The following is a 23526-nucleotide window of genomic DNA, read 5'->3' as shown; positions in this document are numbered from 1 at the left end:
CTGCGCGCACGCGCCCCGCCCCGCAGGCCCCAGTGCCCCGCAACCCAGCCCATCCCCTCGTCTCCGGCTTCCAAGGAGCCCGCCATGGACCTTCACCTCTCCGGCAAGGTCATTCTCGTCACCGGTGCGACCAGCGGCATCGGCCTGGCGACCGCCCATCTGCTCGCCGGGGAAGGAGCTCAGGTCGTGGCGATCGCCCGCGGCACCTCCCCTCAGCCCGCGCTGCCGTCTGCCACACAGTTCATCCGCGCCGACCTCACCGATCCGGCGGTCGCGACGCAGGTCGTCACACAGATCATGGACCGCCACGGCAAGCTCGACGGACTGGTCAACAACGCGGCCGCCCTGATCTCCCGCGACTCGTTCGCCGACATCGACGACGACCAGTGGCACGCCACCTTCGAGCTCAACCTGCATTCAGCCGTCCGGCTCACGCGAGCTGCGCTGCCGATCCTGACGCAGAACCCCGAGGGAGGCAGCATCGTCCACGTCGCCAGCGAGGCGGCCCGCATGCCCGACGCGTCCATCGCCGACTACGCCGCGTCCAAGGCGGCACTGTTGTCGGTGTCGAAATCCCTGGCCGCGGCCCTCGGCCCGGCCGGGGTGCGCTCCAACATCGTTTCTCCGGGCCCTACGCGCACCGCGCTCTTCGACGCTCCTGGCGGCTTCGCCGAGCAACTGGCCCAGCGTTTCGACCTGCCGCCGGCAGACGCCGTCGACCACTTCATCCGCGTCGAGCGGCGCCTGCCCACCGGGCGCATCGGCACCCCGGAGGAGGTGGCCGGCGTCATCGCCTACCTGCTGTCCCCCCGCGCCGCCCAGGTCACCGGCGCCGAATGGGCGATCGACGGAGGAGCCCTGCGCCAACTGTGAGACGGCAGCACGACGTGCACAAGAGTCCCCGTCCCTGGGCAGGCGCCCTTGGGCACGTCGTTGTGAGCATGCCGCCGAGCCGCGGCCGCCCCCGCGCGCGGCCTCGGCCTCTGGTCCGAGGCGCGTCAGCGGTCGGCAGGCTCCGGCTCCACCTCCTTTGCCCTGGCGTCGCGGGACGACTTCATCAGGCTCAGCACCGTGGTCACCGCCAGGGTGCCGAGGATGACGCCGAGTGAGACCATGATCGGGATCTCCGGCGCCCACGACACGCCGTCGTGGTGCAGGGCCTCGAGGATCAGCTTCACCCCGATGAACGCCAGCACCACCGACAGCCCCTTGCTCAGGTAGACGAGCCGGTCCAGCAGCCCGCCGATGAGGAAGAAGAGCTGCCGCAGCCCCATGAGGGCGAAGGCGTTGGCGGTGAACACCAGATAGGGCTCCTTGGTGAGCCCGAAGATGGCCGGGATGGAGTCGAGTGCGAACAACAGGTCGGTCGTCCCGATGGCGACCATCACGATCAGCATCGGGGTGACCATCCTGCGGCCCAGATGCACGGTGAGCCGGGCGCCGTGATAGGTGTCCGTGGTCGGGAGCACCCGGCGCACCGTGCGCAGGGCGAGGTTCTCGGAGAACTCCGCGTCGTCGTCCTCGTGGCCGATCAGCTTCCACGCGGTGTAGACGAGGAACGCGCCGAAGACGTAGAAGAGCCAGTCGAACCTGGAGACCGCCTCGGCGCCGGCCGCGATGAAGGCGCCGCGCATCATCAGCGCCAGGATGATGCCGATGAGCAGCACCTTCTGGCGATACTGACGCGGCACCTGGAATCGGCTCATGATCAGCAGGAAGACGAAGAGGTTGTCCACGCTGAGCGAATACTCGGTGATCCACCCGGCGAAGAACTCCCCGCCGTGCGCGGGGCCCGACAACAGGAGCAGGCCGGCGCCGAAGGCCACGGCCAGACCCACGTAGAACGACACCCACCCCACACATTCCCTGAAGGAGGGTTCGTGCGGGTTGCGGGCGACGAGGTAGAAGTCGAACGCGAGCACGATGCAGAATCCGCCGATCGTGGCCAGCCAGACCCAGACGGGCAGGTTCATCGACGCGACCCCTTCCTGGCCGCCTGCAGGGCCTGGGCGTGCTTGACGTACTCACCGAGCAGCGCCTTGGCCTCAGGGTTCGCGCCGGCCCTGCGCATGAGCCAGTGCGGCATGAGCCGCTCGTGCAGCCAGACGAAGCCGATCGCGAAGCCGAGCGCCACCATCGCCTGGTACGCCAGGAACGGCAGCACGCCGTCGGCCATGCCGACCCCGGCCACGCTCTCCTGCATGAGCCGCGACACGGGGAAGGCCGCCATCCAGAACAGTCCGACGGGCCCGAAGGTGCCGGGCCGGAACACGCCGTGGCCCAGGAGCACGCCATACAGCCCGCCGAAGAGGCCGAGCGGCACGGCGAGCGCGAGGGCCGACAGCGCGGCCATCCCGGTGGGCTGCCCCGCGAGCAGGGTCAGCCCACCGGCCATGGCACCGGCGGCGGCTCCGATCGACGCCCCTGGCAGGGCGAGTTCGAGGCTGTGCCGTCCGATCATCAGCCCACGACCACGCCATAGGCGAACAGGCTGTAGAACAACATCCCCAGGTAGAACACCGCGCCGAACCCGATGATCACGTTGGTCCACCACTTGGGCCTGATCGGTTTGGGCAACATGCGGTTGTTCACCAGGAGCAGGGTCACGCAGTACGCGCCCATCGCGAACGTCGACAGGAACGCCAGCGTGTCCAGGATCCCGCTGGGTCCGTCGGCCGGGCCGAACAGCAGGATCAGGATGCCGAAGATGATCACACCCCAGAGGAAGATCGCGTACAGGTGCGACATGCGGATCTTCTTCGCGCCGGGCACGAAGTTGTACGTCATGTCGGCCTGGCCTCTGGAGAAGGAGTCGAACAACCCCAGCGTCGCGTTCAGGCCGATGAGCGCGATGAACCCGAGGAAAACCACCCCGAGTACCGAGCTGCCCGCGGAGGAGACCGCGTCCGCCATCGCGGTGAGCGCCACCTCCCGGTCATCGCCTGCGATCACGTCGCGCACGCCCGGGTTCTGCCGCACCGCCGACTGGGCGATCACCGTGAAGGAGATCGTGACCAGCATGGTGATGCCCCAGAACAGAAGGAGGGCGTCGAAGGTGACCCAGCGCCGCCAGCCCTTCCACTTGGCCATCTCAGCCGGGTCGTCGGTGTCGAACATGAACCCGCGCGAGGGCATCTCCTCCTGCTCGCCCGCGTGCCGCAGCCCGCGGACCTTCGGCATGTGCGCGCCCATGCCGGCGCCGGAGTCACGCAGGTGCAGCGTGTACCACATCTGCTGCATACCCGACGGGCCGGCGAACGCGCACGCCCCGACGATCACCGGGAACCAGGCCGCGGTCATGGCCTCCGGCGGCAGGTAGCCGAAGGAGAACATGCCGGTGATCGTGGTGACCACGTCGTTGAAGGTGCCGACCATGGCGGCGACCACGGCCGTGCCGAGCACGAGCGCGCCGATGAGCAGCGACAGCACGTTCTCCAGCACGTTGTAGATCACCTTCGCCAGGCTGAAGATCACGCCCACGAGGATCAACCCGGCGACCGCGGTCACCACCCAGGGTATTCCGGTGATCTCCTCGAACGCCGCCGCTCCCGCCGACAGGTGCCCCGGCCAGATGTAGACGGCGATGGCGACGATGAAGAAGAACCACATCAGCGGCTTGAACACCCTGGCCGCGCCGGAGAAGATGCTCTCCCCCGTGGCCATGGCGTACCGCGCCATCTCCAGCATCACCACGGCCTGCAGGGTGACGCCGATCAGGAACAGCCACCGGATCTCCGGCCCGAACAGCAGCACCAGCCGGGGCCACATGTACGACTCTCCCATGCCCACGCCCAGGGCGACGAGGAAGACCGTCGGCCCGAGAATGTGCACCGAGGGAGGCGCGTCGGGGAGTTTCCTGATGGGCATCGGCTCGAGCCGGCCCGCTTTCCATACTCGTTCGTCCTCCACCGGTGGCGCGGCCTGCGCCGCCGGTGGTGTGTTCGATGTGTCCACCTACGGACCTCCTGGGGGGTTGTTGCCTTTCTGCGCTGCTGCCCCGAATGGCCCCCTCGCCTGGCTGCTGTGCGATCTATCGGCTCTGGCCCAGCAGCCCGGCCGCCCTGGCCCAGCGGTACTTCGCACCGAGGACCGCCACGGGCTTCTCAGTCGTGTACGGGTACGCGACCACGCCATGCTCGAACAGGTATTCGCTGGCCTCCTCAACTTCGGTGTCCCCGGCGAGCGACGCCACGACCGGCTTGACGTTGCCCTTCTGCCGCTCCTCGGCCACGACGCGGGCGATGAGCTCGGCGAAGACCATCGGCGGCGTCACGATCGTGTGCCAGTAGCCCAGGACGAGCGCGTGGATGCGCTCGTCGGCCAGGCCGAGGCGGACCGTGTTCTCGTACGTCGATGGCGGTTCGCCGCCGGTGATGTCGATGGGATTGCCCGCCGCCCCGAAGGGCGGGATGTAGGCGCGGAAGGCCTCGTCCAGGTCGGGCGGGATGTCCATGAGCGTCAGCCCGGCGTCGACGATGGCGTCGGAGAGCAGCACGCCCGAGCCGCCCGCCCCGGTGATGATGACGACGTTCTCGCCCTTGGGCGCGGGCAGGATCGGCAGCGCGCGGGCGTACTCCAGCATGTCGTTGAGGCCCGGCGCGCGCACCACTCCGGCCTGCCGGAGGATGTCGTCGTAGACCTTGTCGTCGCCGGCCAGGGCCCCGGTGTGCGAGCCGGCCGCCCGCGCGCCCATCGCGGTGCGTCCCGCCTTGAGCACGATGACCGGCTTCTCCTTGACCACGCGGCGGGCGGCGTCGACGAAGCCGCGCCCGTCCTTGAGGTCCTCCAGGTGCATGGCCACGGCCTTGGTGTTGTCGTCCTGCTCGAAGAAGGTGAGCAGGTCGTCCTCGTCCACGTCGGCCTTGTTGCCGACGCCGACGATGGCGGAGACGCCCATCTTGGTGGTGCGGCTGAAGCCCAGGATGGCCATGCCGATGCCGCCGCTCTGCGAGGTCAGCGCCACGCTGCCCTTGACGTCGTACGGCGTGCAGAACGTCGCGCAGAGGTTCTCCGGCGTGTAGTAGTAGCCGTAGATGTTGGGGCCCAGCATGCGCACGCCGTGCCTGCGCGCGATCTCGACGATCTCCTGCTGGCCCTCGACGTTGCCCGTCTCGGCGAACCCCGACGGGATCATGACGGCGCCCGCCACGCCCTTCTTCCCGGTCTCCTCCAGCGCCGCCGCGACGAACTTGGCGGGGATGGCGAACACGGCCACGTCCACGTCGCCGGGGACGTCGGAGATGCTCTTGTACGCGGGCAGCCCCATGATCTCGTCGGCCTTGGGGTTGATCGGCAGGATCTGCCCCTGGTAGCCGCCGTTGATGAGGTTGCGCATGACGGAGTTGCCGATCTTGCCGTTCTCCGCGGAGGCGCCGATCACCGCGACCGAGCGCGGCTTGAAGATCCGCGTCATCTGCCGGAGGATCTCCTCGCGCGGCAGCCGGGTGACCTCCGCGGGCTTGTCCCCGATGAGGATGCGCACGTCGGCGGCGACCGCGCCGTTCGCGTCGGCGAAGACGGGGTTGAGGTCGACCTCGATGATCTCGGGGAAGTCGGTGACCAGCCGGCCGACCCGCTCGATCAGGCCCGCGAGCGCCTCCCGGTTGGCGGGTTCGGCGCCGCGAGCACCACGGAGGACTTCTGCCGCCCTGATGTTGTCCAGCATCCCAAAGGCATCTTCGCCCGAAAGCGGGGCAAGCCTAAAGGTAACGTCCTGCAAAACTTCGACCAGGACACCGCCAAGCCCGAAGGCGACGACCTTGCCGAACGTGGGGTCGGTGACGGCGCCGACGATGACCTCGTGGCCGCCGCCGACCAGCTGCTGCACCTGGATGCCGTCGATCTTCGCGTCGGGGTTGTAGGCGCGGGCGTTGGCCAGGATCGTGTCGTAGCCCTCCCGTACCTCGTCGGCGCTCTTCAGGCCGACCAGCACGCCGCCGGCGTCCGTCTTGTGCAGGATGTCGGGCGAGACGATCTTGAGGACGACCGGGAGCCCGATCTTTTCGGCGATCTCCGCCGCCTCCGCGGCCGACGTGGCCAGCCCCTCGCCCGGGGTCGCGATGCCGTACTCCTCGCACAGCCTGCGTCCTTCGGGTGCTGTCAGGGCGGTGCGCCCTTCGGCGAGCGCCTTGTCGATGACTTCCCTGACCACTTAGATGACTCCGTTCGTCTTGAGTTCGGCAAGCTCGTCCGCGCTGACGCCGAGCTCGCCGTAGATGTCCTGGTTGTGCTCGCCGAGCAGGGGCGGGGTGACGACGTCCACCGGAGAGTCCGACAGCTGCAGCGGGCTGCCGACCGTCACGAACTCACCGCGCTCCGGGTGGTCGACCTTGACGACGATGCCCTCCTCGCGCAGGCTCTCGTCCTCCACCAGCTCCTTGGTGGACAGGATCGGCCCGCAAGGGACGTTGGCGCCGTTGAGCCGGTCGAGCACCGTCCACTTGTCGTGGCGGATCGTCCACTCCTCGATGAGCTGGAACATCTTGTCCAGCTTGGTCAGCCGCGCCTCCGGCGTCGCCCACTCGGGGTCGTCCGCCAGCTCGGGACGGCCGATGATGTTCGCGATCGGCTCCCAGCCGACCGGCTGCACGATCACGTAGATGTAGTCGTTGGGGCCTCCGGGAGCGCAGCGCACCGCCCAGCCCGGCTGGCCGCCGCCGCTGGCGTTGCCCGAGCGCGGCACCTCGTCGCCGAACGTCTTGTTGGGATACTCGCGCAGCGGGCCGTGCGCCAGCCGCTGCTGGTCGCGCAGCTTGACCCGGCACAGGTTCAGCACGGCGTGCTGCATGGCCACCTGTACGCGCTGGCCGCGCTGCGTCTGCTCGCGCTGGTAGAGGGCCGCCAGGATGCCGGCGACCGCGTGGATGCCGGTGCCCGAGTCGCCGATCTGCGCCCCGGTGGCCAGCGGCGGGCCCTCCTCGAAGCCCGTGGTGCTCATCGAGCCGCCCATCGCCTGCGCGATCACCTCGTACGCCTTGAACTTGGCGTACCGGCCGGAGCCGAAGCCCTTGATCGAGGCGTAGATGAGGCGGGGGTTGAGCTCCTGGAGGCGTTCCCAGGTGAAGCCCATGCGGTCGACCGCGCCCGGCCCGAAGTTCTCCACCAGGACGTCCGCGTTCTTCACGAGCTCGGTGAAGAGCTCCTTGCCGCGCTCGCTCTTCATGTTGAGGGTGATGCTGCGCTTGTTGCAGTTGAGCATCGTGAAATAGAGGCTGTCGACGTCTGGCACGTCACGGAGCTGCTGCCGGGTGATGTCGCCTTTGGGTGCTTCCAGCTTGACCACGTCCGCGCCCAGCCACGCGAGCATCTGGGTGGCGGACGGGCCGGACTGGACATGGGTCATGTCGAGGACGCGGACACCTTCGAGAGCCTTCATGTCGCTTTTCCCCTACTTGTACATGGTCTGGTTCATCGTTCCGGGGGCGTAGACCTCCGGATCGACCCATACGTTGATCAGTGAGGGCTTGCCCGACTCCCTGGCCCGCTCCAGCGCGGGACGGATGTCGGCCGGGTCCCGGACCTCCTCGCCGTGGCCGCCGAGGAGCTTGGCGAACTCGCCGTAGCGGATGTCGCCTAGGGTGTTGCCGACGCGCGCGCGGTCCTCGCCATACTTGGCGGCCTGGCCGTACCTGATCTGGTTCATCGAGGAGTTGTTGCCGATGACCCCGATGAACGGCAGGTCGAAGCGGACCATCGTCTCGAAGTCCCAGCCGGTCAGGCTGAAGGCGCCGTCGCCGAACAGGCACAGCACCTCCTTGTCGCGCCGCGCCTGCTTGGCCGCCATCGCGAAGGCGGTGCCGACGCCGAGCGTGCCGAGCGGCCCCGGGTCCATCCAGTGGCCGGGCGACTTCGGCTGCACGACCTGGCCGGAGAAGGTGACGATGTCGCCGCCGTCGCCGATGTAGATGGTGTCCTCGGTGAGGAACTCGTTGATCTCGTGGACGAGGCGGTAGGGGTCGATGGGCTGGGCGTCGGAGTGCTGGCGGGGCAGGCGCTTCTCGTACGCCTGGGTCTCGACCGTGCGCAGCTCCTCGATCCACGCCTTGCGCTTGGCGGCGGCGTCCCCGATACGGCCGCTCGCCGCCTGGGCCGCGGCGGAGAGGATGAGGCCGGCGTCGCCGACGATGCCGAGGTCGATGTCCCGGTTCTTGCCGACGGTGCGGTAGTCGAGGTCGATCTGGACGACGGTCGCGGTCGGCGACAGGCGCTTGCCGTACCCCATCCTGAAGTCGAACGGGGTGCCGACGATGATGATCAGGTCGGCCTCGGTGAAGGCGTACCTGCGGCTGAGCTGGAAGTGGTGCGGGTCGCCCGGCGCGAGCGTGCCGCGGCCCGAGCCGTTCATGTACGCGGGCACGTTGAGCGCCCTGACGAAGTCGATCGCCGCGTCGGTCGCCCGGCACGTCCAGACCTGGCTCCCGAGCAGGATGGCCGGCTTCTCGGCGTGCGCCAGCAGGTCGGCGAGCCGCTCGATCGCCTCGGGGTCGCCTGCCTGGCGGGTGGAGGCCCGATAGCGCCCGGTCTCCGGGATCCGCGCCTTCTCCAGCGGGACCTTCGCGTCGAGCACGTCGCGCGGGATCTCCAGGAACGACGGGCCGGGAGCGCCGTGGTAGCACTCGCGGAAGGCCATGGACACGATGTCGGCCACCCGTTCCGTGCTCGGCACCGTGGCCGCGAACTTGGTGATGGGGGCCATCATGTCCACGTGCGGCAGGTCCTGGAGCGAGCCCATCTTGTGCTGGCTCAGAGCCCCCTGGCCGCCGATGAGCAACATGGGGCTCTCGGCGCGGAAGGCGTTGGCCACGCCGGTGACCGCGTCGGTCGTGCCCGGTCCGGCGGTGACCACTGCGCAGCCGGGCTTGCCGGTGATGCGCGCGTATCCGTCCGCGGCGTGCGCGGCTACCTGTTCGTGGCGTACGTCTATGACCTCGATGCCCTCATCGACGCAGCCGTCATAGATATCGATGATGTGGCCGCCGCAGAGCGTGTAGATCACTTCTACGCCCTCGGCCTTGAGCGCCTTGGCTACGAGATGACCGCCAGAGATCGTTTCCGACATCCTTCAACCCTTTCCGGGGGACGGAGCGCTGTCTTCCGCATACTGCATACCGTATGAACGCAATGGTTACTCCCTCCTGAACGGCCTGTCTAGCCCCCCGGGGGCAACTCGATCAGCTCGACCTGCTCACCGGACCACCCCGCAGGCACCACGGCCAGGGCATCCGCGAGCGCGGCGCCCCACAACGAACCGGGCCGGTCATGTCCCACAGGAACGGCCCCGCGGCCGGACCTCCTGACCGGCACCAGCCGCGTGTCCCTCGGGTGCACCCTGACCGGGCCGACGAGCGCGCTCGTCTCCCTGCCGATTGATGTGCCGGCCGATGCGCCGGCTGATGCGCCCGCCGCCTCGCGCACGATCGGGGCCAGCAGGGTGAGCGCCGCGGCGAGGGCCGCGAACGGGTTGCCCGGCAGCCCCACGACGAGCCCGCCGCCCGGCAGCCGGGCCAGCATCTGCGGGTGCCCCGGGCGCACGGCCACGCCGTCGACGACAAGCTCCGCCCCGAGCTCGGCCAGCACCCCCCGGAGGTGGTCGGCCGGCCCTTTCGACGACGCCCCGCACACGACGGCCACGTCGCCGCCCTTCCCCGTCGTGAAGGGCGGCCCGGCGAGGGCTTCGCGGAGGGCGCCGGGACCGTCGGGCAGGCGGGTCGTGCCGACGACGCGGCCGCCCGCCCACTCCACGAGGCCGGGCAGGAACGGCCCGATGGCGTCGCGGACCCGGCCCGGCGCGGGGAGTCCTTCGTGCACCACCTCGTCGCCGGTGACCAGGACCGTCACCCGGATCCGGGGGCGCACCCGCAGGGTGTCGTGGCCGAGCGAGGCGGCCAGCCCGAGCACGGCGGGAGTGACCGTGGAGCCCGCCCCGAGCACGACCGCGCCCTCGGCGACATCCTCGCCCCGCCGCCGGATGTGCCGCCCGGCCTCGACCGTGCCGCCCACCCACAGGGGATCCGCCCCCGGACGTCGCTGCGGCCCCGGGACCGCGCGGGCGTCCGGGCGTCCGGGAGGCGGTGCCGCGATCGCGTGCTCGTAGGGCAGCACCGCCTCCGCCCCCGCCGGGGCGGGTGCGCCGGTGGCGATCTCCACCGCCTCACCCGCCCGCAGCACTCCCCCGTACGGCGCTCCCCCGGCCAGGACGCCGCCCACGACCAGCCACGGCCCGGGGCCCGCCACGGCGTAGCCGTCCATCGCCGCGACGTCCACCCCCGGCACCGGCACCAGGGCCGTCACGGGGGCGGCCAGGCGGCGGCCCAGCGCCTCCTGGAGCGGGACCCGCGCCGGCTCCAACCGCCCCACCGACCGTGCCGCGAGGGCCCGCGCGGCGGCCCATGACATCGCTTCCACCACTGGTTCATGCCGAACAACGGTCACAGGTACGCTCCTTGACCCGACTTTTTCCATACTGTATACCGAATGCACGGTGGGTCTCGTCCAGCGATCCACCGCAGGCGGCGGAGAATTCGCGCCTACAGTTCCCCGCGTCCAGCGAGCTACTGCAGGCAGCGGAGGAAATCCGCGCCTCCGGTGGGGTCGCGACGGCGGCCCACCGCTGTACGGGGGCCGTACAGACAGTCCGACGCGAGAACGGAGCGGATGATGAAGGTCGCTGTTCTTGGCGCCGGCGCCATCGGCGCATACGTGGGGGCCGCCCTCCACAGAGCGGGAGTCGAGGTGCACCTCATCGCCAGAGGCGAGCACCTGCAGGCGATACGCGCCGCCGGTGTGCGGGTGCTCACCCCCAGGGGCGATTTCGTCGCCCATCCCCATGCCACCGACGACCCCACCGAGGTCGGCCCGGTGGACCACATCTTCCTGGGCCTCAAGGCGAACAGTTACGCCTCCGCAGGCCCCATGATCCGGCCGCTTCTGCACGAGGCCACGAGCGTCATCGCCGCGCAGAACGGCATCCCGTGGTGGTATTTCCACGGACTCAAGGGCCCGTACGAGGGCTACCGCATCGAGAGCGTCGACCCGGGCGGCGCGGTGACGGCCGCGCTGCCGCTGCACCGGGCGATCGGCTGCGTGGTCTACGCCGCCACCGAGATCGAGGCTCCGGGCGTGATCCGCCACCTCGAGGGCACCAGGTTCTCCATCGGCGAGCCGAACGGCGAGCTGACCGAGCGGTGCGCCGCCTTCAGCCAGGCAGCGGTGGAGGGCGGGCTGAAGTGCCCGGTGGAGCGTGATCTCCGCCGGGATGTCTGGATCAAACTCATGGGCAACATCGCCTTCAACCCGATCAGCGCGCTCGCCAGGGCGACGATGGCCGGGATCTGCCGCCACGACGGCACCAGGGAACTGGTCGTGGCGATGATGCGGGAGACGGTCGAGGTGGCGCAGCGGGTGGGCTGCGATCCCGGCATCTCGATCGAGCGCCGGCTGCGGGGGGCCGAGAAGGCCGGCGAGCACAAGACGTCCACGCTCCAGGATCTGGAGAAGGGTAAACCGCTGGAGCTCGACGTGCTGCTGGCGGCGGTGGTCGAGCTGGCCGACCTCACCGGAGCGGAGGTGCCGACCCTGCGCGCGATCCACGCTGTGAGCGATCTGCTGAACGCGAACCTTGTCCGCGCGGTCTAGCTGGGAATACCGTGATTGTATACAGAATGGAGGGATCATGAGCTATGACCGCCTGACCCATCCACTGGTGCGCGAGAACGGCGTGCTGCGCAGGGCGAGCTGGGAGGAAGCGCTGGAGCGCGCGGCGGAGGGATTCCGCCGCAACGTCGCCAAGCACGGCCCCAACTGCTTCGCCATGCTGTCGTGCGCCCGTTCCACCAACGAGATGAACTACGTCGGGCAGAAATTCACCCGCGTGGTAATAGGCACCAACAACGTGGACTCCTGCAACCGCACGTGCCACGCGCCGAGCGTGGCCGGTTTGTCGGCGGTGTTCGGCAGTGGCGGCGGCACCTCCTCCTACCAGGAGGTCGAGGACACCGACGTGATCGTCATGTGGGGTTCGGCGGCCAGGAACGCCCACCCCATCTTCTTCCAGCACGTCCTCAAGGGCATCCGCAAGGGCGCGCGGATGTTCGCGGTCGACCCCCGCCGCACCGGCACAGCCCAGTGGGCCGACCTGTGGCTGGGGCTCAACGTCGGCACGGACATCCCGCTCGCCCACGCGGTGGCCCGCGAGATCATCCACTCCGGCCTGCACAACGAGGCGTTCATCGAGCGGGCCACGATCGGCTTCGAGGAGTTCAAGGAGTCGGTCGAGCCGTGGACGCTCAGCGCGGCCGAGCAGGTCACCGGCGTGCCCGCGGCCGCCATCCGCGAGCTGGCCCACGCCTACGCCCGCGCCGACCGCGCCCAGCTGTGCTGGACGCTCGGCATCACCGAGCACCACAACGCCACCGACAACGTACGGGCACTGATCAACCTGTCCCTGCTGACCGGCCACGTCGGCCGCTACGGGTCGGGCCTGTCGCCGCTGCGCGGGCAGAACAACGTGCAGGGCGGCGGCGACATGGGCGCCATCCCCAACCGCCTGCCCGGCTTCCAGGACATCCTCGACCCGGACATCAGGGCCAGGTTCGAGAGCGCGTGGGGCCGGCCGATCCAGCCTTCGTACGGGCACAACCTCACCGAGATGCTCGAGGCGATGGCCGAGGGCGAGGTCACCACCTGCTATCTGATCGGTGAGAATCCCGTGCAGTCGGAGGCCGACTCGCTGGCCTGCGTCAAGCGCCTGTCCATGCTCGACCACCTCGTCGTGCAGGACATCTTCCTCACCAAGACCGCCCAGATGGCCGACGTCGTGCTGCCGGCCAGCGCCGCCTGGTGCGAGGCGGACGGCACGTTCACCAACAGCGAGCGCCGCGTCCAGCGGGTGCGCAAGGCCCTGGAGCCGCCGGGCGAGGCCCGCGACGACATCTGGATCATGTGCGAGATCGCCCGCAGGCTGGGCCACGACTGGCATTACGACGGCGCGGAGGAGGTCTGGAACGAGCTGCGCGCCCTGTCCCCGCAGCACACGGGCATGACCTACCAGCGGCTGGCCGACCTGCAGGGCATCCAGTGGCCCTGCCCGTCGGAGGACGAGCTGGAGCCCCCGTACCTGCACGGCAGGCTCTGGGAGAACGACCCGTCGAAGCGGGGCACGCCGGCGCCGTTCGCGGTGTTGCGGCACTCGCCGCCGGTGGACCTGCTGGACGACGAGTATCCGCTGCGGCTGACCACGGGCCGCCGGCTCGACTCCTACAACACGGGCGTGCAGTCGTCCGGTTTCGCCTCGCCGCTGCGCCGCGGGGAGACCATCGAGCTCTGCCCCGAGGACGCCGAGCGGCTCGGGCTGACCGAGGGCGAGGAGGTGCGGATCACCTCGCGGCGCGGCTCGGTGACCGCCCCGGTGTACATCGACCCCGCCCTGCGGCCGGGGCTCGTGTTCATGACGTTCCACTTCCCCGACGAGGTGGACACCAACTCCTTGACCATCGAGGCCACCGACCCGATCTCGGGCACGGCCGAGTTCAAGGCCGCCGCCGTACGCGTCGAGAAGCTCGTCAAGGCTGGGTGATCAGATGGATCTGAGATTTCGTGGTGCGGAGCCGTCCGAGGAGGAGCGCGCGGCGGTCGACGCCCTGCTCGGGCCGCCCGCCTCCGCCTGGGACGGCGGCTCGCGGACCGCGGCCGACCTGCGCTTCGCCGCCCGCGCCGAGGCCGCCCGCGACCAGTTGCTGCCGGCGCTGCACGCGGTCAACGACCGGGTCGGGTGGATCAGTGAGGGGGCGCTGGAGTACATCTGCCGCCGCCTGACGATCCCGCCGGCCGAGGCGTACGGCGTGGCGACGTTCTACGCGCTGTTCTCCGTGAAGCCCAGGTCGACGCGGATGTTGCACGTCTGCACCGACCTGGCCTGCCAGGCGAAGGGCGCGGAGTCCGTACGCCGGCGCGTCGAGGACCACTTCGGCCCGGCGGGCACGTCGTGGCAGGAGAGCCCCTGTCTGGGGATGTGCGAGCGGGCCCCGGCCGCGCTCGCCCTTGAGGCGGGCACGCCGCCCGTGGCGCAGGTGTACGCCCCCGCCACCCCCGACACGATCACCACCATGGCCGAGGCGTCGCCGAGCTCCAACGGGAGCACGCCGAGCGTCAAGGTCACCGGTGAGACCCCAGAACGGGCGGCGGTGCCGCAGGCCGGGCAGGACGGGTTGCTCCTGCTCAGGAGAATCGGCGCCGTCGACCCGGCCAGCCTGGACGACTACCGGGCGGCCGGCGGCTACACCGCGCTCAGGCGGGCGTTCGACCTCGGCCCCGCGGGAGTGATCCGCGAGGTGCTGGAGTCGGGCCTGGTCGGCAGGGGTGGCGCGGCGTTCCCGACGGGACGCAAGTGGGACGCCACGGCCCGCCAGCCGGACCACCCCCACTACCTGGTCTGCAACGCCGACGAGAGCGAGCCGGGCACGTTCAAGGACCGGGTCATCATGGAGGGCGACCCGTACGCGCTGGTCGAGGCCATGACGATCGCCGCCTACGCCACCGGCTGCGCCAAGGGATACCTCTACATCAGGGGCGAATATCCCCGGGCGGTCGCGCGGCTCCAGCACGCGATCGCGACCGCCCGCGCGCGGGGCCTGCTCGGCGACGACATCCTCGGCAAGGGCCTGTCCTTCGACATCGAGCTGCGGAGGGGCGCGGGCGCCTACATCTGCGGCGAGGAGACCGCGATCTTCAACTCGATCGAGGGGCAGCGGGGCGAGCCGCGCAGCAAACCGCCGTTCCCGGTGGAGAAGGGGCTGTTCGGCAAGCCGACCGTGGTCAACAACGTCGAGACGCTGGTCAACGTGCTACCGATCCTGGAGAACGGGGCGCAGGCGTACGCGGCGGCCGAGCCGAAGCTGTTCTGCGTCTCGGGCGCGGTGGAACGCCCCGGCGTGTACGAGCTGACGTTCGGCGCCACGCTGCGCGAGCTGCTCGACCTGTCCGGCACCACCGGGACGACCAGGGCGGTGCTGCTCGGCGGCGCGGCCGGCGCGTTCGTCACCGACCTGGACATCCCGCTCACCTTCGAGGGCACCAGGGCCGCCGGCGCGACGCTCGGCTCCGGCGTGGTGCTCGTCATCGACGACGGCGTCGACCTCAAGAGCCTGCTGCTGCGCATCGCGGAGTTCTTCCGCGACGAGTCGTGCGGCCAGTGCGTGCCCTGCCGGGTGGGTACGGTACGCCAGGAGGAGGCTCTGCACCGGCTGTCGAGCCGGGTGGACGACGACGATCTCGTGCTGCTGCGCGAGGTCGGCCAGACCATGCGTGACGCCTCCATCTGCGGCCTCGGACAGACCGCCTGGAACGCCGTCGAATCAGCAATCGACCGCCTGGGAGTTTTCAGATGATCCCGCTCCAGCCGCCCCGCCGGCTCATCGACGTCGAGATCGACGGCGAGCCCGTACGGGTGCCAGAGGGCTCGACGATCCTCGACGCGTGCGCCGCGGCGGGCAAGGACATCCCGACGCTCTGCTACGGCGACACGCTCACCCCGAAGAACGCCTGCCGGGTCTGCGTCGTGGAGGTGGAGGGCGCACGGACGCTGGCGCCCGCCTGCTCCAGGAAGGCCGAGAAGGGCATGAAGGTCGGCACCGACACCGAGCGCGCCCGGCAGAGCCGCAAGGTCGTGCTGGAGCTGCTCGGCTCCTCGGTGGACATGTCGACCACCCCGAGGGCGGCCGAGTGGACGGAGGAATATGCCGCCGACCCGGCCAGGTTCGGCGACGACGCCGCCACCGTCGAGCAGCCCGCCAAGGTCGACAACGAGCTCTACGTACGCGACTACAGCAAGTGCATCATGTGCTACAAGTGCGTGGACGCCTGCGGCGACCAGTGGCAGAACACCTTCGCCATCGGCGTCGCGGGCCGGGGCTTCGACACGACGATCTCCACGGAGTTCGACGCCCCGCTCACCGACTCAGCCTGCGTCTACTGCGGCAACTGCGTCGAGGTGTGCCCCACGGGCGCGCTGTCGTTCAAGACCGAGTTCGACATGCGGGCCGAGGGCACCTGGGACGAGACGAAGCAGACGGAGACGACGACGATCTGCAGCTACTGCGGGGTCGGGTGCAACCTGACCCTGCACGTGCAGGACAACAAGATCGTCAAGGTGACCTCGCCGCACGACAACCCGGTCACCAAGGGCAACCTCTGCGTCAAGGGCCGTTTCGGGTACGGCTATGTCTAGGGTCTCCGTCAAACGCCGCATCCTGCGGGTGAAGGACACCGCCCGCACGCGCAAGATCGACTCGCTGGCCGCCGAGGAGCCGCTGGAGATCCGGCTCAACGGCACGCCGCTGACGGTCACCATGCGCACGCCCGGCGACGACTTCGACCTGGCCGCCGGCTTCCTCGTCAGCGAGGGGGCCGTGGGCTCGCCGGACGACATCGCCACGATCCGCTACTGCGCGGGCGCGACGGTGGAAGGCGGGAACACGTACAACGTGCTCGACGTGCGGCTCGCACCAGGCGTCCCGGCGCCGGAGCCGCGCAACTTCTACACCACCTCCTCCTGCGGCGTCTGCGGCAAGGCGTCGCTGGAGGCGGTGCGCACCGTGGCCCGCTGGAGCGCCGGCGACGACCCCGTCGAGCTGACGCAGCCGGTGATCACATCCCTGCCGCTGCGGCTGCGGGCGGCCCAGCGGGTCTTCGACAGGACCGGAGGGCTGCACGCGGCCGGCCTGTTCACGGCCGGCGGCGAGGCGCTGTGCGTGCGCGAGGACGTGGGCCGCCACAACGCCGTCGACAAGCTGCTCGGCTGGGCGCTCAGGAACGGGCGGCTGCCGCTGCGCGGCACCGTGCTGATGGTGTCGGGCAGGGCGTCGTTCGAGCTGGTGCAGAAGGCGGTCATGGGGGGCGTCCCCGCGCTCGCCGCGGTGTCCGCGCCCTCCTCGCTCGCGGTCGAGCTGGCCGCGGAGGAGGGGCTGACGCTCATCGGTTTCCTCCGCGGCGACTCGATGAACGTCTACGCGGGCGAGCACCGGCTGGCCGAGGAGGCCCTGCTCCCCGACTGAACCCCGTTCCGCGAGGCGCCGGGCGAACGCGCGCCTCGCGGAACGGGGCCGCGAACGTCGCTCAGGGCGCCGGCAACGGCTCTGCCGGCGCACGACCACCGGGGCGACCGCGGGATGCCGAGCGGCGTGCCTGGGCCCCCAGCCGCCGTCCGGCATCCTGTGTTCATGGCCCTGTTCATGGCCTCCACTCCGTGGAGGCGGACTCGGTCGCCAGACGCCGCCACCTTCCCCCGCTCTGGTCGCCCTGCTCAGGGCCTCGCTCCGTGAGGCGGGCTCCCTCGCAGCTCCCGACGCTCCTCCAGGTGACGGCACTCCCTCGCGAACCTGCTCCCTCCGGGGCGCTGGGCCGCAGATTTTGACAATCATTTTCATTCTGCCGCATACTGGATGCATGATTTCAGGATTTTCCCGGTCTTGTGCTGCGCGTTTGCTGGCGGGAGCCGCGTTGATCACCACCGCCGCGTGCGGCGCCGGCTCGGCTACCACCGCGGCGGAGGGCGGCAAGCCCGAGGTGGTCGCCGCCATCTATCCGCTCCAGTGGCTGGCCGAGCAGGTCGGGGGATCCGACGTCCAGGTGACGAGCCTGACCGCGCCCGGCGTCGAGCCGCACGACCTCGAGCTGGGCATCCAGCAGGTCACGGCGATCAGGAACGCCGCGCTCACCGTCTATGTCAAGGGCGTGCAACCGGCCATGGACGACGCCGTGGAGCCCGACACGAGCTTCGACGCCGCCACCGCCGTCAAGACGATCCCTTCCGGCGAGCACGCCGAGGAGCACGCCGAGGAGGGCGCGGAGGAGCACGCCGAGGAGCACGGCCACGAGGTCGCCTACGACCCGCACCTCTGGCTCGACCCGTCCCGCCTGGCCACCGTCGCCACGACGCTGGGCGAGCGACTGGCCGCCGCCGACGCCCCGCACGCCAAGGCGTACCAGGACCGCGCCGCCAAGACGGCCGCCGCGCTGGGCACTCTCGACCAGGAGCTCGCCGAGGGCCTGCGCACGTGCGAGACCAGGACGCTGGTCACCGCGCACTCGGCGTTCGGCTACCTCGCGGACCGCTACAAGCTCAAGCAGGTCGGCATCACGCTCGACCCCGAGACCGAGCCGTCGCCCACCCGCATCTCCGAGGTGGCCAAGCTCGCCAAGGCCGAAGGCGTGGGCACGATCTTCACCGAGACCCTGGTCAGCCCGAAGGTGGCCGAGGTGCTCGCGAGCCAGGTCGGCGCGGAGACGGCCGTGCTCGACCCGCTGGAGAGCAAGCCCTCGGGCGATTACCTGTCCGCCATGCGCGATAACCTCAAAACCCTACAAACAGCACTGGGGTGTACGGCATGAGCGAAACGGCCTTCGCGATGACCGGCGGCCGGGTCTCCTTCGAGGGCAAGCCCGTCCTGCGGGGGATCGACCTGACCGTCCGTCCCGGGGAGGTCGTCGCACTTCTGGGCGCCAACGGCTCGGGCAAGTCCACGCTGGTCCGCGCGCTGCTCGGCCTCACGCCGCTGTCCGGCGGCACGACCCTGGTGTACGGTTCGCCACCGGCCAGGTTCCGCGACTGGTGGCGCATCGGCTACGTGCCGCAGCGGCTGCGCGTCGGAGGCGGCGTGCCCGCCAGCGTACGCGAGGTCGTGGCCTCGGGCCGGATCGCCAGGCAGAGCCGGTTCCGCAGGACGAGCGCGGCCGACAGGGCCGCCGTGGCGAGCGCGCTGGAGGCCGTCAGGCTGGCCGACCGCGAAGGTGACCCCGTCCAGTCGTTGTCCGGCGGCCAGCAACAGCGGGTGCTCATCGCCCGCGCGCTGGCCGGGGAGCCGGACACGTACGTGATGGACGAGCCGACCGCGGGCGTGGACGCCGAGACCCAGAAACTGCTCGCCGACACGCTTTCCGCGCTGGTGCTGGAGGGCAAGACGGTGGTGCTGGTCGCGCACGAGCTCGGCCCGCTGGAGCCGATCATCACGCGCGGCGTCGTGATCCGCGAGGGCCGGATCGCTCACGACGGCAGGCCGCCGCGGCCCGAGGGCGACTGCGCGCGGCCGGGGCACGAGCACCAGCACCCGCACGCGGCCGTCGAGCCGGGCGCGGGGCCGCTCACGGGGTGGCAGGGGGACCCACGATGATTATTGAGCTGCTTCAGGAGGAGCTCTTCCAGCTCGCGCTCGTCGCGGCGCTGCTGGTGGGGCTCTGCGCGCCCGCGGTCGGCACGTTCATCGTGCAGCGCCGGCTGTCGCTGCTCGGCGACGGCATCGGCCACGTGGCGCTGACGGGCGTGGCGCTGGGGTTCCTGACCGGCACCGCTCCGGTGCTGACCGCGGTGATCGTGTCCGTGCTCGGCGCCGTGGCCATCGAACTGGTCAGGGCACGCGGCCGCACCAGCGGCGACGTGGCGCTGGCGCTGCTGTTCTACGGCGGGATCGCGGGCGGTGTCATGCTCATGGGCATCGCGCCGGGCGGCAGCACCACCAAGCTCAACTCCTACCTGTTCGGCGCCATCGCCAGCGTCACGCCCGAGGACATCTGGATCATCGCCGCGCTGGCCGCCGCCGTGATCGCGGTCGTGGTGATCTTCGGCAGAGAGCTGTTCGTGCTCTGCCAGGACGAGGAGATGGCCAGGGCCAGCGGCCTGCCCGTGCGCTTCCTCAGCCTGCTGATCGCCGTCACGGCGGCGCTCACCGTCGTCATCGCCATGCGCGTGGTCGGCCTGCTGCTGGTCAGCGCGCTGATGGTGATCCCGGTGGCGACCAGCCAGCAGCTGACGCGGGGATTCCGCACGACGATGCTGCTGGCCATGCTGTTCGGGGTGCTCGCCTCCGTGGGCGGCCTGCTCGCCTCCACCTACTCGGCCAAGGTCCCTCCAGGAGCCGCGATCGTGCTTCTTGCGCTCGCCGGCTTCGTCCTGGCCCTCGGTGTCGGTAGATTCGTACGGCGAGGCCGGACCCAGGAGTCACCATTGAGCGAGCGACCAAAGTTGCGCGTCGAGGAGGTCGCATGACGACGAGACGCGATGCCGTCCACGACACCCTCCGCAGGAGCGAGGGGTTCCGCAGCGCGCAGGACGTCTATGCCGAGATGCGCCTCCACGGCGCCAAGATCGGCCTGACCACGGTCTACCGCGCGCTGCAGGCGCTGGCCGACGGCGGTCAGGTCGACGTGCTGCGCACCGACGACGGCGAGTCGGTCTACCGCGCCTGCGCGAGCGACACCCATCACCACCACCTGGTGTGCCGCCGCTGCGGCCGCACCGTGGAGGTCGACGGCCCCGCGGTCGAGCGCTGGGCCGAGATGGTCGGCTCGGAGCACGGCTTCACCGACATCACTCACACGGTCGAGGTCTTCGGCACCTGCTCGTCCTGCTCCGCCTCGGTCAGGACGGGCTGAGCGCGGCGAGAGCCGTAGAGGACCCCGAGCACGATCACCGCGCAGCCCGTGAGCTGCATGACCGACGGGCGCTCCCCCAGCGCCAGCGCGGAGATCCCCACGGTCGTCATGGGCTGGATCAGCAGCAGCAGCGCCGTGAGCGCGGCGGGCTGACGCGGCAGCGAAAACGTGATCAGTGACCACCCGAGCACCTGCGGCCCGAGCGCGAGCAGCAGCAGCCATCCGTGCGCGGGCCAGTCCGGCGTGAAGTCCGCGCCCCCGAACAGCGGGCTGAGCAGCGCGATCGTCGCGGCGGTCACCACGGTCGCGTGCGCCAGCGGGCCCGCGCCACGATCCGGCCCGGCCTTCATCAGCAGCAGGAACACCGCGTACGACAGCGACGTGGCCACCCCCGCGAGCACCCCCATCATGGGGTCACTGCCGTAGGCCGCGCTGTCGAACACCCCGGAGATCAGCACCACGCCGCCGAACACCACCGGCGTCCCGACCATCAGCCGGGGGGACGGCCGCTCCCCGAACACCGCCCAGGCGGCGAACGCCACGATGAACACCTGCAGGTTGCCCAGCACGGTCGCCAGCCCCGCGCCCACGTACTCGATCGCGTGGTGCCAGAACAGCAGGTCGAGCGCGAACACAGCCCCCGCGGAATAGGCCAGCAGGAGCGCCTTGCGCGGCATCGGCCCCAGCCTGCGCCGCTCCAGCCAGGCCAGCACGAGCATCGGCGGCACGGCGTACGCGCAGCGGAAGAACGCGGAGGTCGCGGGTGACACGTCCGCCATGCGGACCATGGGACCGGAGGTGGAGATGATGAGCGCTCCGGCGATCGCGACCATGACGATACGCCGATGTGCACTCACGGAAACCCCCGGGACCCCGAGCAAGAGATACGCTGCGACAACGCTAGATCCCGGCGCGTACAGGAGTCAACATGCCGTTTGGCCATGACATGGTGCATTCGCTGGCCACCGTTGTCGAGCTGGTCAACACCTCGCCCTCCACCGGCGGCGAGGAGGGCCTGGCCGGCCTGGCCGAACTGCAGGCGTTCGTGGAGTCCCGCCAGATCAGCGGCGTGAGCCGGCTCACGGCCCGCGACCTCGGCCAGGTGCGGATGGTGCGGGAGGCGTTCCACCGCGTCTTCACCGCCACCGACCAGCCGACCGCGGTCCGCACGTTGAACGCGCTGCTGTCGGAGACGCGCATCACGCCCAGGCTCACGGAGCACGACGGGCACCCGCTGCACGTGCACTATTTCGCCGCCGACGCGGCGCTGGCCGAGCACGTGGCGGCCGACTGCGGGGTGGCGCTGGCCCACCTGCTGGTCGAGGGCGAGGCCGAACGCCTGCGCACGTGCGCGGCACCCGACTGCGACCGGGTGTTCGTCGACGAGTCCCGCAACCGCTCACGCGTCTACTGCGACAGCCGCACGTGCGGCAACCGTATGCACGTCGCCGCCTATCGCGCCCGCCGCCGCGCCTGAGCCGCTAGACCTGGTTGGGCAGCGCCCCGCCGTAGCGGCGGTCGCGCTTGGCGTAGATCTCGCACGCCTCCCACAGGTCCCTGCGGTCGAAGTCGGGCCAGAGCCGGTCGAGGAACACCATCTCGGCGTAGGCCGACTGCCACAGCAGGAAGTTGGAGAACCGCTGCTCGCCCGACGACCGTACGAACAGGTCGACCTCGGGGATCTCCGGCTCGTCGAGATAGCGGGCGAACACCTTCTCGTTGACCTTGGACGGCTTCACCCGCCCGGCCGCGATGTCCTCGGCCAACCGGACCGCCGCATCGACGATCTCGGCCTGACCCCCGTAGTTGACGCAGAACTGCAGTGTCAGCGTACGGTTGGCGACGGTCATCTCCTCAGCCGTCTGCAGCTCGGAGATGACGCTCTTCCACAGCCGCCCGGGCCGGCCGGCCCAGCGCACGCGCACGCCCATGGCGTTGAGCTCGTCGCGACGGCGCCGGATGACGTCGCGGTTGAAGCCCATGAGGAAACGCACCTCGTCGGGCGAGCGCTTCCAGTTCTCCGTCGAGAACGCGTACGCGCTCAGATAGGGGATGCCCAGCTCGAGAGCTCCCTCGATGACATCGAACAGCGAGGATTCGCCTGCTTTGTGCCCCTCGGTGCGCGGCAACCCCCGCGCCTTGGCCCAGCGGCCGTTGCCGTCCATGACGATCGCGACGTGCCGGGGCACCAGCTCCCGCGGGATCGGCGGCGGTGTCGCGCCTGACGGATGGGGGGACGGTGGTCGGACGTTCACGCGGGCTCCCTTTCGACGTGTCGGAGAGAGCGTATGCCGTGTTCGAGGTGCCACTGCAGATAGGCGGCGACAAGGCCGCTGCACTCGCTGCGATGGCGCGACTCGGAGGCGTCGGCCAGGGCCCAGTCACCGCGCAGCAGCGCGGCCATGAGCCCGATCGTCTCTCCGGCGGGCACAACGGACCCGGACGGCTTGCACGCCCCGCACACCACGCCGCCGGCGACGATGGCGAACGCCCTGATCGCCGGGGCCCGGCACCGGGCGCACGCGTCGAGCACGGGGGCGTAGCCGGCCACGGCCAGGGAACGCAGGAAATAGGCGTCCAGCACCAGTCTGGCCTCGTGATCCCGGTCGGCGAGCGTGCGCAGCCCGCCCACCAGGAGCAGGAACTGCCGCAGCGCCGGCTCCTTCTCCCCGTGCGTCAGCCGGTCGGCGGTCTCCAGCATCGCGGTGCCCGCGGTGTAGCGCGGGTAGTCGGCGGCCAGCGCCTCCCCGTAGGGCCTCAGCGTCTCCGCCTGGGTGACGACGTCGAGGGTGCGCCCGGTGTGCAGCTGCAGGTCGACATGGGTGAACGGCTCGAGTCTCGCCCCGAAACGCGACGTCGTGCGGCGCACGCCCTTGGCCACCGCGCGGATTTTGCCGGTGCGCTTGGCCAGAATGGTGACGATGCGGTCGGCCTCACCGAGTTTCTGTGTACGCAGGACCACGCCTTCGTCACGGTAGAGACTCACTCGGACATCTTACGGCCACTCTCGGTACCGACGGGCGAACGTTACGGGCATGCTCTGTTGACGCGACTTTGCGTAACCCTCACTAGACTTTGACGCCTGTCCCCGCATCACCCGTTGTT

21 protein-coding genes are annotated in these 23526 nt (G+C 70.3%); 11 read left to right on the top strand and 10 right to left on the bottom strand.

The window, feature by feature from the left end; translation table 11 throughout:
* Positions 1-84 precede the first annotated feature (84 nt).
* Complete coding sequence (locus tag ACTWPV_RS02025) at positions 85-873, top strand: SDR family NAD(P)-dependent oxidoreductase (protein ID WP_443150883.1); 789 nt, start codon at positions 85-87, stop codon at positions 871-873.
* Between the two features lie 125 nt (positions 874-998).
* Here the strand turns inward: ACTWPV_RS02025 and ACTWPV_RS02020 are convergent, their stop codons facing one another.
* The 7 genes from ACTWPV_RS02020 to ACTWPV_RS01990 all read right to left on the bottom strand — a co-directional run bounded on the left by ACTWPV_RS02020 (position 999) and on the right by ACTWPV_RS01990 (position 10395).
* Positions 999-1973 (bottom strand): TerC family protein, encoded by a 975-nt coding sequence (locus ACTWPV_RS02020; RefSeq protein WP_347641769.1) that lies wholly within the window; start codon positions 1971-1973, stop codon positions 999-1001.
* Positions 1970-2461, bottom strand: a complete 492-nt coding sequence (locus ACTWPV_RS02015; RefSeq protein ID WP_443150338.1) for a hypothetical protein — start codon at positions 2459-2461, stop codon at positions 1970-1972. Before ACTWPV_RS02015 ends, ACTWPV_RS02020 begins: the two co-directional genes overlap by 4 nt.
* The gene (locus ACTWPV_RS02010) at positions 2461-3954 is read right to left on the bottom strand and encodes an Nramp family divalent metal transporter (protein WP_443150337.1); all 1494 of its coding nucleotides are present in this window, start codon (positions 3952-3954) and stop codon (positions 2461-2463) included. The genes ACTWPV_RS02015 and ACTWPV_RS02010 overlap by 1 nt, the downstream gene beginning before the upstream one ends.
* A 76-nt stretch (positions 3955-4030) precedes the next feature.
* Entirely contained in the window at positions 4031-6151 is a 2121-nt protein-coding gene (locus tag ACTWPV_RS02005) for an acetate--CoA ligase family protein (RefSeq protein WP_443150336.1), read from the bottom strand.
* Positions 6152-7375, bottom strand: coding sequence for a formyl-CoA transferase (gene frc / locus ACTWPV_RS02000; protein WP_347641766.1), 1224 nt, complete (start codon positions 7373-7375; stop codon positions 6152-6154).
* A 12-nt stretch (positions 7376-7387) separates the two neighbouring features.
* Positions 7388-9058: a thiamine pyrophosphate-binding protein gene (locus tag ACTWPV_RS01995; protein ID WP_443150335.1), complete on the bottom strand. Its 1671-nt coding sequence runs from the start codon at positions 9056-9058 to the stop codon at positions 7388-7390.
* Positions 9059-9147: 89 nt separating this feature from the next.
* Positions 9148-10395, bottom strand: coding sequence for a molybdopterin-binding protein (locus tag ACTWPV_RS01990; RefSeq protein WP_443150334.1), 1248 nt, complete (start codon positions 10393-10395; stop codon positions 9148-9150).
* A gap of 261 nt (positions 10396-10656) precedes the next feature.
* Between ACTWPV_RS01990 and ACTWPV_RS01985 the strand changes: the two genes are divergently transcribed.
* The 9 genes from ACTWPV_RS01985 to ACTWPV_RS01945 all read left to right on the top strand — a co-directional run bounded on the left by ACTWPV_RS01985 (position 10657) and on the right by ACTWPV_RS01945 (position 20421).
* Positions 10657-11634, top strand: coding sequence for a 2-dehydropantoate 2-reductase (locus ACTWPV_RS01985; protein ID WP_347641763.1), 978 nt, complete (start codon positions 10657-10659; stop codon positions 11632-11634).
* Positions 11635-11671: 37 nt separating this feature from the next.
* On the top strand, positions 11672-13573 hold the full coding sequence (locus ACTWPV_RS01980) for a molybdopterin oxidoreductase family protein (RefSeq protein ID WP_347641762.1): 1902 nt from the start codon (positions 11672-11674) through the stop codon (positions 13571-13573).
* Between the two features lie 4 nt (positions 13574-13577).
* The gene (locus ACTWPV_RS01975; protein ID WP_443150333.1) at positions 13578-15383 is read left to right on the top strand and encodes an NAD(P)H-dependent oxidoreductase subunit E; all 1806 of its coding nucleotides are present in this window, start codon (positions 13578-13580) and stop codon (positions 15381-15383) included.
* Positions 15380-16222 carry a 2Fe-2S iron-sulfur cluster-binding protein gene (locus ACTWPV_RS01970; RefSeq protein ID WP_347641760.1) on the top strand — a complete coding sequence of 281 codons (843 nt, stop codon included), beginning with the start codon at positions 15380-15382 and terminating at the stop codon, positions 16220-16222. The genes ACTWPV_RS01975 and ACTWPV_RS01970 overlap by 4 nt, the downstream gene beginning before the upstream one ends.
* Positions 16215-17048 carry a formate dehydrogenase accessory sulfurtransferase FdhD gene (gene fdhD, locus ACTWPV_RS01965; protein ID WP_443150332.1) on the top strand — a complete coding sequence of 278 codons (834 nt, stop codon included), beginning with the start codon at positions 16215-16217 and terminating at the stop codon, positions 17046-17048. The genes ACTWPV_RS01970 and fdhD overlap by 8 nt, the downstream gene beginning before the upstream one ends.
* 445 nt (positions 17049-17493) lie before the next feature.
* The gene (locus ACTWPV_RS01960; RefSeq protein WP_443150331.1) at positions 17494-18384 is read left to right on the top strand and encodes a metal ABC transporter substrate-binding protein; all 891 of its coding nucleotides are present in this window, start codon (positions 17494-17496) and stop codon (positions 18382-18384) included.
* Entirely contained in the window at positions 18381-19163 is a 783-nt protein-coding gene (locus ACTWPV_RS01955) for a metal ABC transporter ATP-binding protein (protein WP_443150330.1), read from the top strand. Before ACTWPV_RS01960 ends, ACTWPV_RS01955 begins: the two co-directional genes overlap by 4 nt.
* Positions 19160-20035, top strand: a complete 876-nt coding sequence (locus tag ACTWPV_RS01950; protein ID WP_443150329.1) for a metal ABC transporter permease — start codon at positions 19160-19162, stop codon at positions 20033-20035. Before ACTWPV_RS01955 ends, ACTWPV_RS01950 begins: the two co-directional genes overlap by 4 nt.
* Entirely contained in the window at positions 20032-20421 is a 390-nt protein-coding gene (locus ACTWPV_RS01945) for a Fur family transcriptional regulator (RefSeq protein WP_443150328.1), read from the top strand. Before ACTWPV_RS01950 ends, ACTWPV_RS01945 begins: the two co-directional genes overlap by 4 nt.
* On the opposite strand, the gene ACTWPV_RS01940 is transcribed toward ACTWPV_RS01945, so the two are convergent.
* Entirely contained in the window at positions 20361-21278 is a 918-nt protein-coding gene (locus ACTWPV_RS01940) for a DMT family transporter (protein ID WP_443150327.1), read from the bottom strand. The two genes, ACTWPV_RS01945 and ACTWPV_RS01940, sit on opposite strands and share 61 nt — an antisense overlap.
* 71 nt (positions 21279-21349) lie before the next feature.
* Between ACTWPV_RS01940 and ACTWPV_RS01935 the strand changes: the two genes are divergently transcribed.
* Positions 21350-21898, top strand: coding sequence for a CGNR zinc finger domain-containing protein (locus ACTWPV_RS01935; RefSeq protein ID WP_347641754.1), 549 nt, complete (start codon positions 21350-21352; stop codon positions 21896-21898).
* A gap of 4 nt (positions 21899-21902) precedes the next feature.
* Here the strand turns inward: ACTWPV_RS01935 and ACTWPV_RS01930 are convergent, their stop codons facing one another.
* Positions 21903-22676, bottom strand: a complete 774-nt coding sequence (locus tag ACTWPV_RS01930) for an isoprenyl transferase (protein ID WP_443150326.1) — start codon at positions 22674-22676, stop codon at positions 21903-21905.
* Entirely contained in the window at positions 22673-23407 is a 735-nt protein-coding gene (recO, locus tag ACTWPV_RS01925; protein WP_347769542.1) for a DNA repair protein RecO, read from the bottom strand. Before recO ends, ACTWPV_RS01930 begins: the two co-directional genes overlap by 4 nt.
* Between the last annotated feature and the right edge of the window lie 119 nt (positions 23408-23526).

The organism is Nonomuraea sp. KM88 (assembly GCF_052245635.1).
Lineage (GTDB): Bacteria > Actinomycetota > Actinomycetes > Streptosporangiales > Streptosporangiaceae > Nonomuraea.
The sequence above is the reverse complement of the archived record's forward strand: the minus strand, read 5'-3'. Positions and strand labels throughout refer to the sequence as shown.

Coding starts and splice junctions, on each gene's coding strand:
- ACTWPV_RS02025 (WP_443150883.1), top strand. CDS start 85: ATGGACCTTCACCTCTCCGGCAAGGTCATTCTCGTCACCGGTGCGACC.
- ACTWPV_RS02020 (WP_347641769.1), bottom strand. CDS start 1,973: ATGAACCTGCCCGTCTGGGTCTGGCTGGCCACGATCGGCGGATTCTGC.
- ACTWPV_RS02015 (WP_443150338.1), bottom strand. CDS start 2,461: ATGATCGGACGGCACAGCCTCGAACTCGCCCTGCCAGGGGCGTCGATC.
- frc (WP_347641766.1), bottom strand. CDS start 7,375: ATGAAGGCTCTCGAAGGTGTCCGCGTCCTCGACATGACCCATGTCCAG.
- ACTWPV_RS01995 (WP_443150335.1), bottom strand. CDS start 9,058: ATGTCGGAAACGATCTCTGGCGGTCATCTCGTAGCCAAGGCGCTCAAG.
- ACTWPV_RS01990 (WP_443150334.1), bottom strand. CDS start 10,395: ATGTCATGGGCCGCCGCGCGGGCCCTCGCGGCACGGTCGGTGGGGCGG.
- ACTWPV_RS01985 (WP_347641763.1), top strand. CDS start 10,657: ATGAAGGTCGCTGTTCTTGGCGCCGGCGCCATCGGCGCATACGTGGGG.
- ACTWPV_RS01980 (WP_347641762.1), top strand. CDS start 11,672: ATGAGCTATGACCGCCTGACCCATCCACTGGTGCGCGAGAACGGCGTG.
- ACTWPV_RS01975 (WP_443150333.1), top strand. CDS start 13,578: ATGGATCTGAGATTTCGTGGTGCGGAGCCGTCCGAGGAGGAGCGCGCG.
- ACTWPV_RS01970 (WP_347641760.1), top strand. CDS start 15,380: ATGATCCCGCTCCAGCCGCCCCGCCGGCTCATCGACGTCGAGATCGAC.
- fdhD (WP_443150332.1), top strand. CDS start 16,215: ATGTCTAGGGTCTCCGTCAAACGCCGCATCCTGCGGGTGAAGGACACC.
- ACTWPV_RS01955 (WP_443150330.1), top strand. CDS start 18,381: ATGAGCGAAACGGCCTTCGCGATGACCGGCGGCCGGGTCTCCTTCGAG.
- ACTWPV_RS01950 (WP_443150329.1), top strand. CDS start 19,160: ATGATTATTGAGCTGCTTCAGGAGGAGCTCTTCCAGCTCGCGCTCGTC.
- ACTWPV_RS01945 (WP_443150328.1), top strand. CDS start 20,032: ATGACGACGAGACGCGATGCCGTCCACGACACCCTCCGCAGGAGCGAG.
- ACTWPV_RS01935 (WP_347641754.1), top strand. CDS start 21,350: ATGCCGTTTGGCCATGACATGGTGCATTCGCTGGCCACCGTTGTCGAG.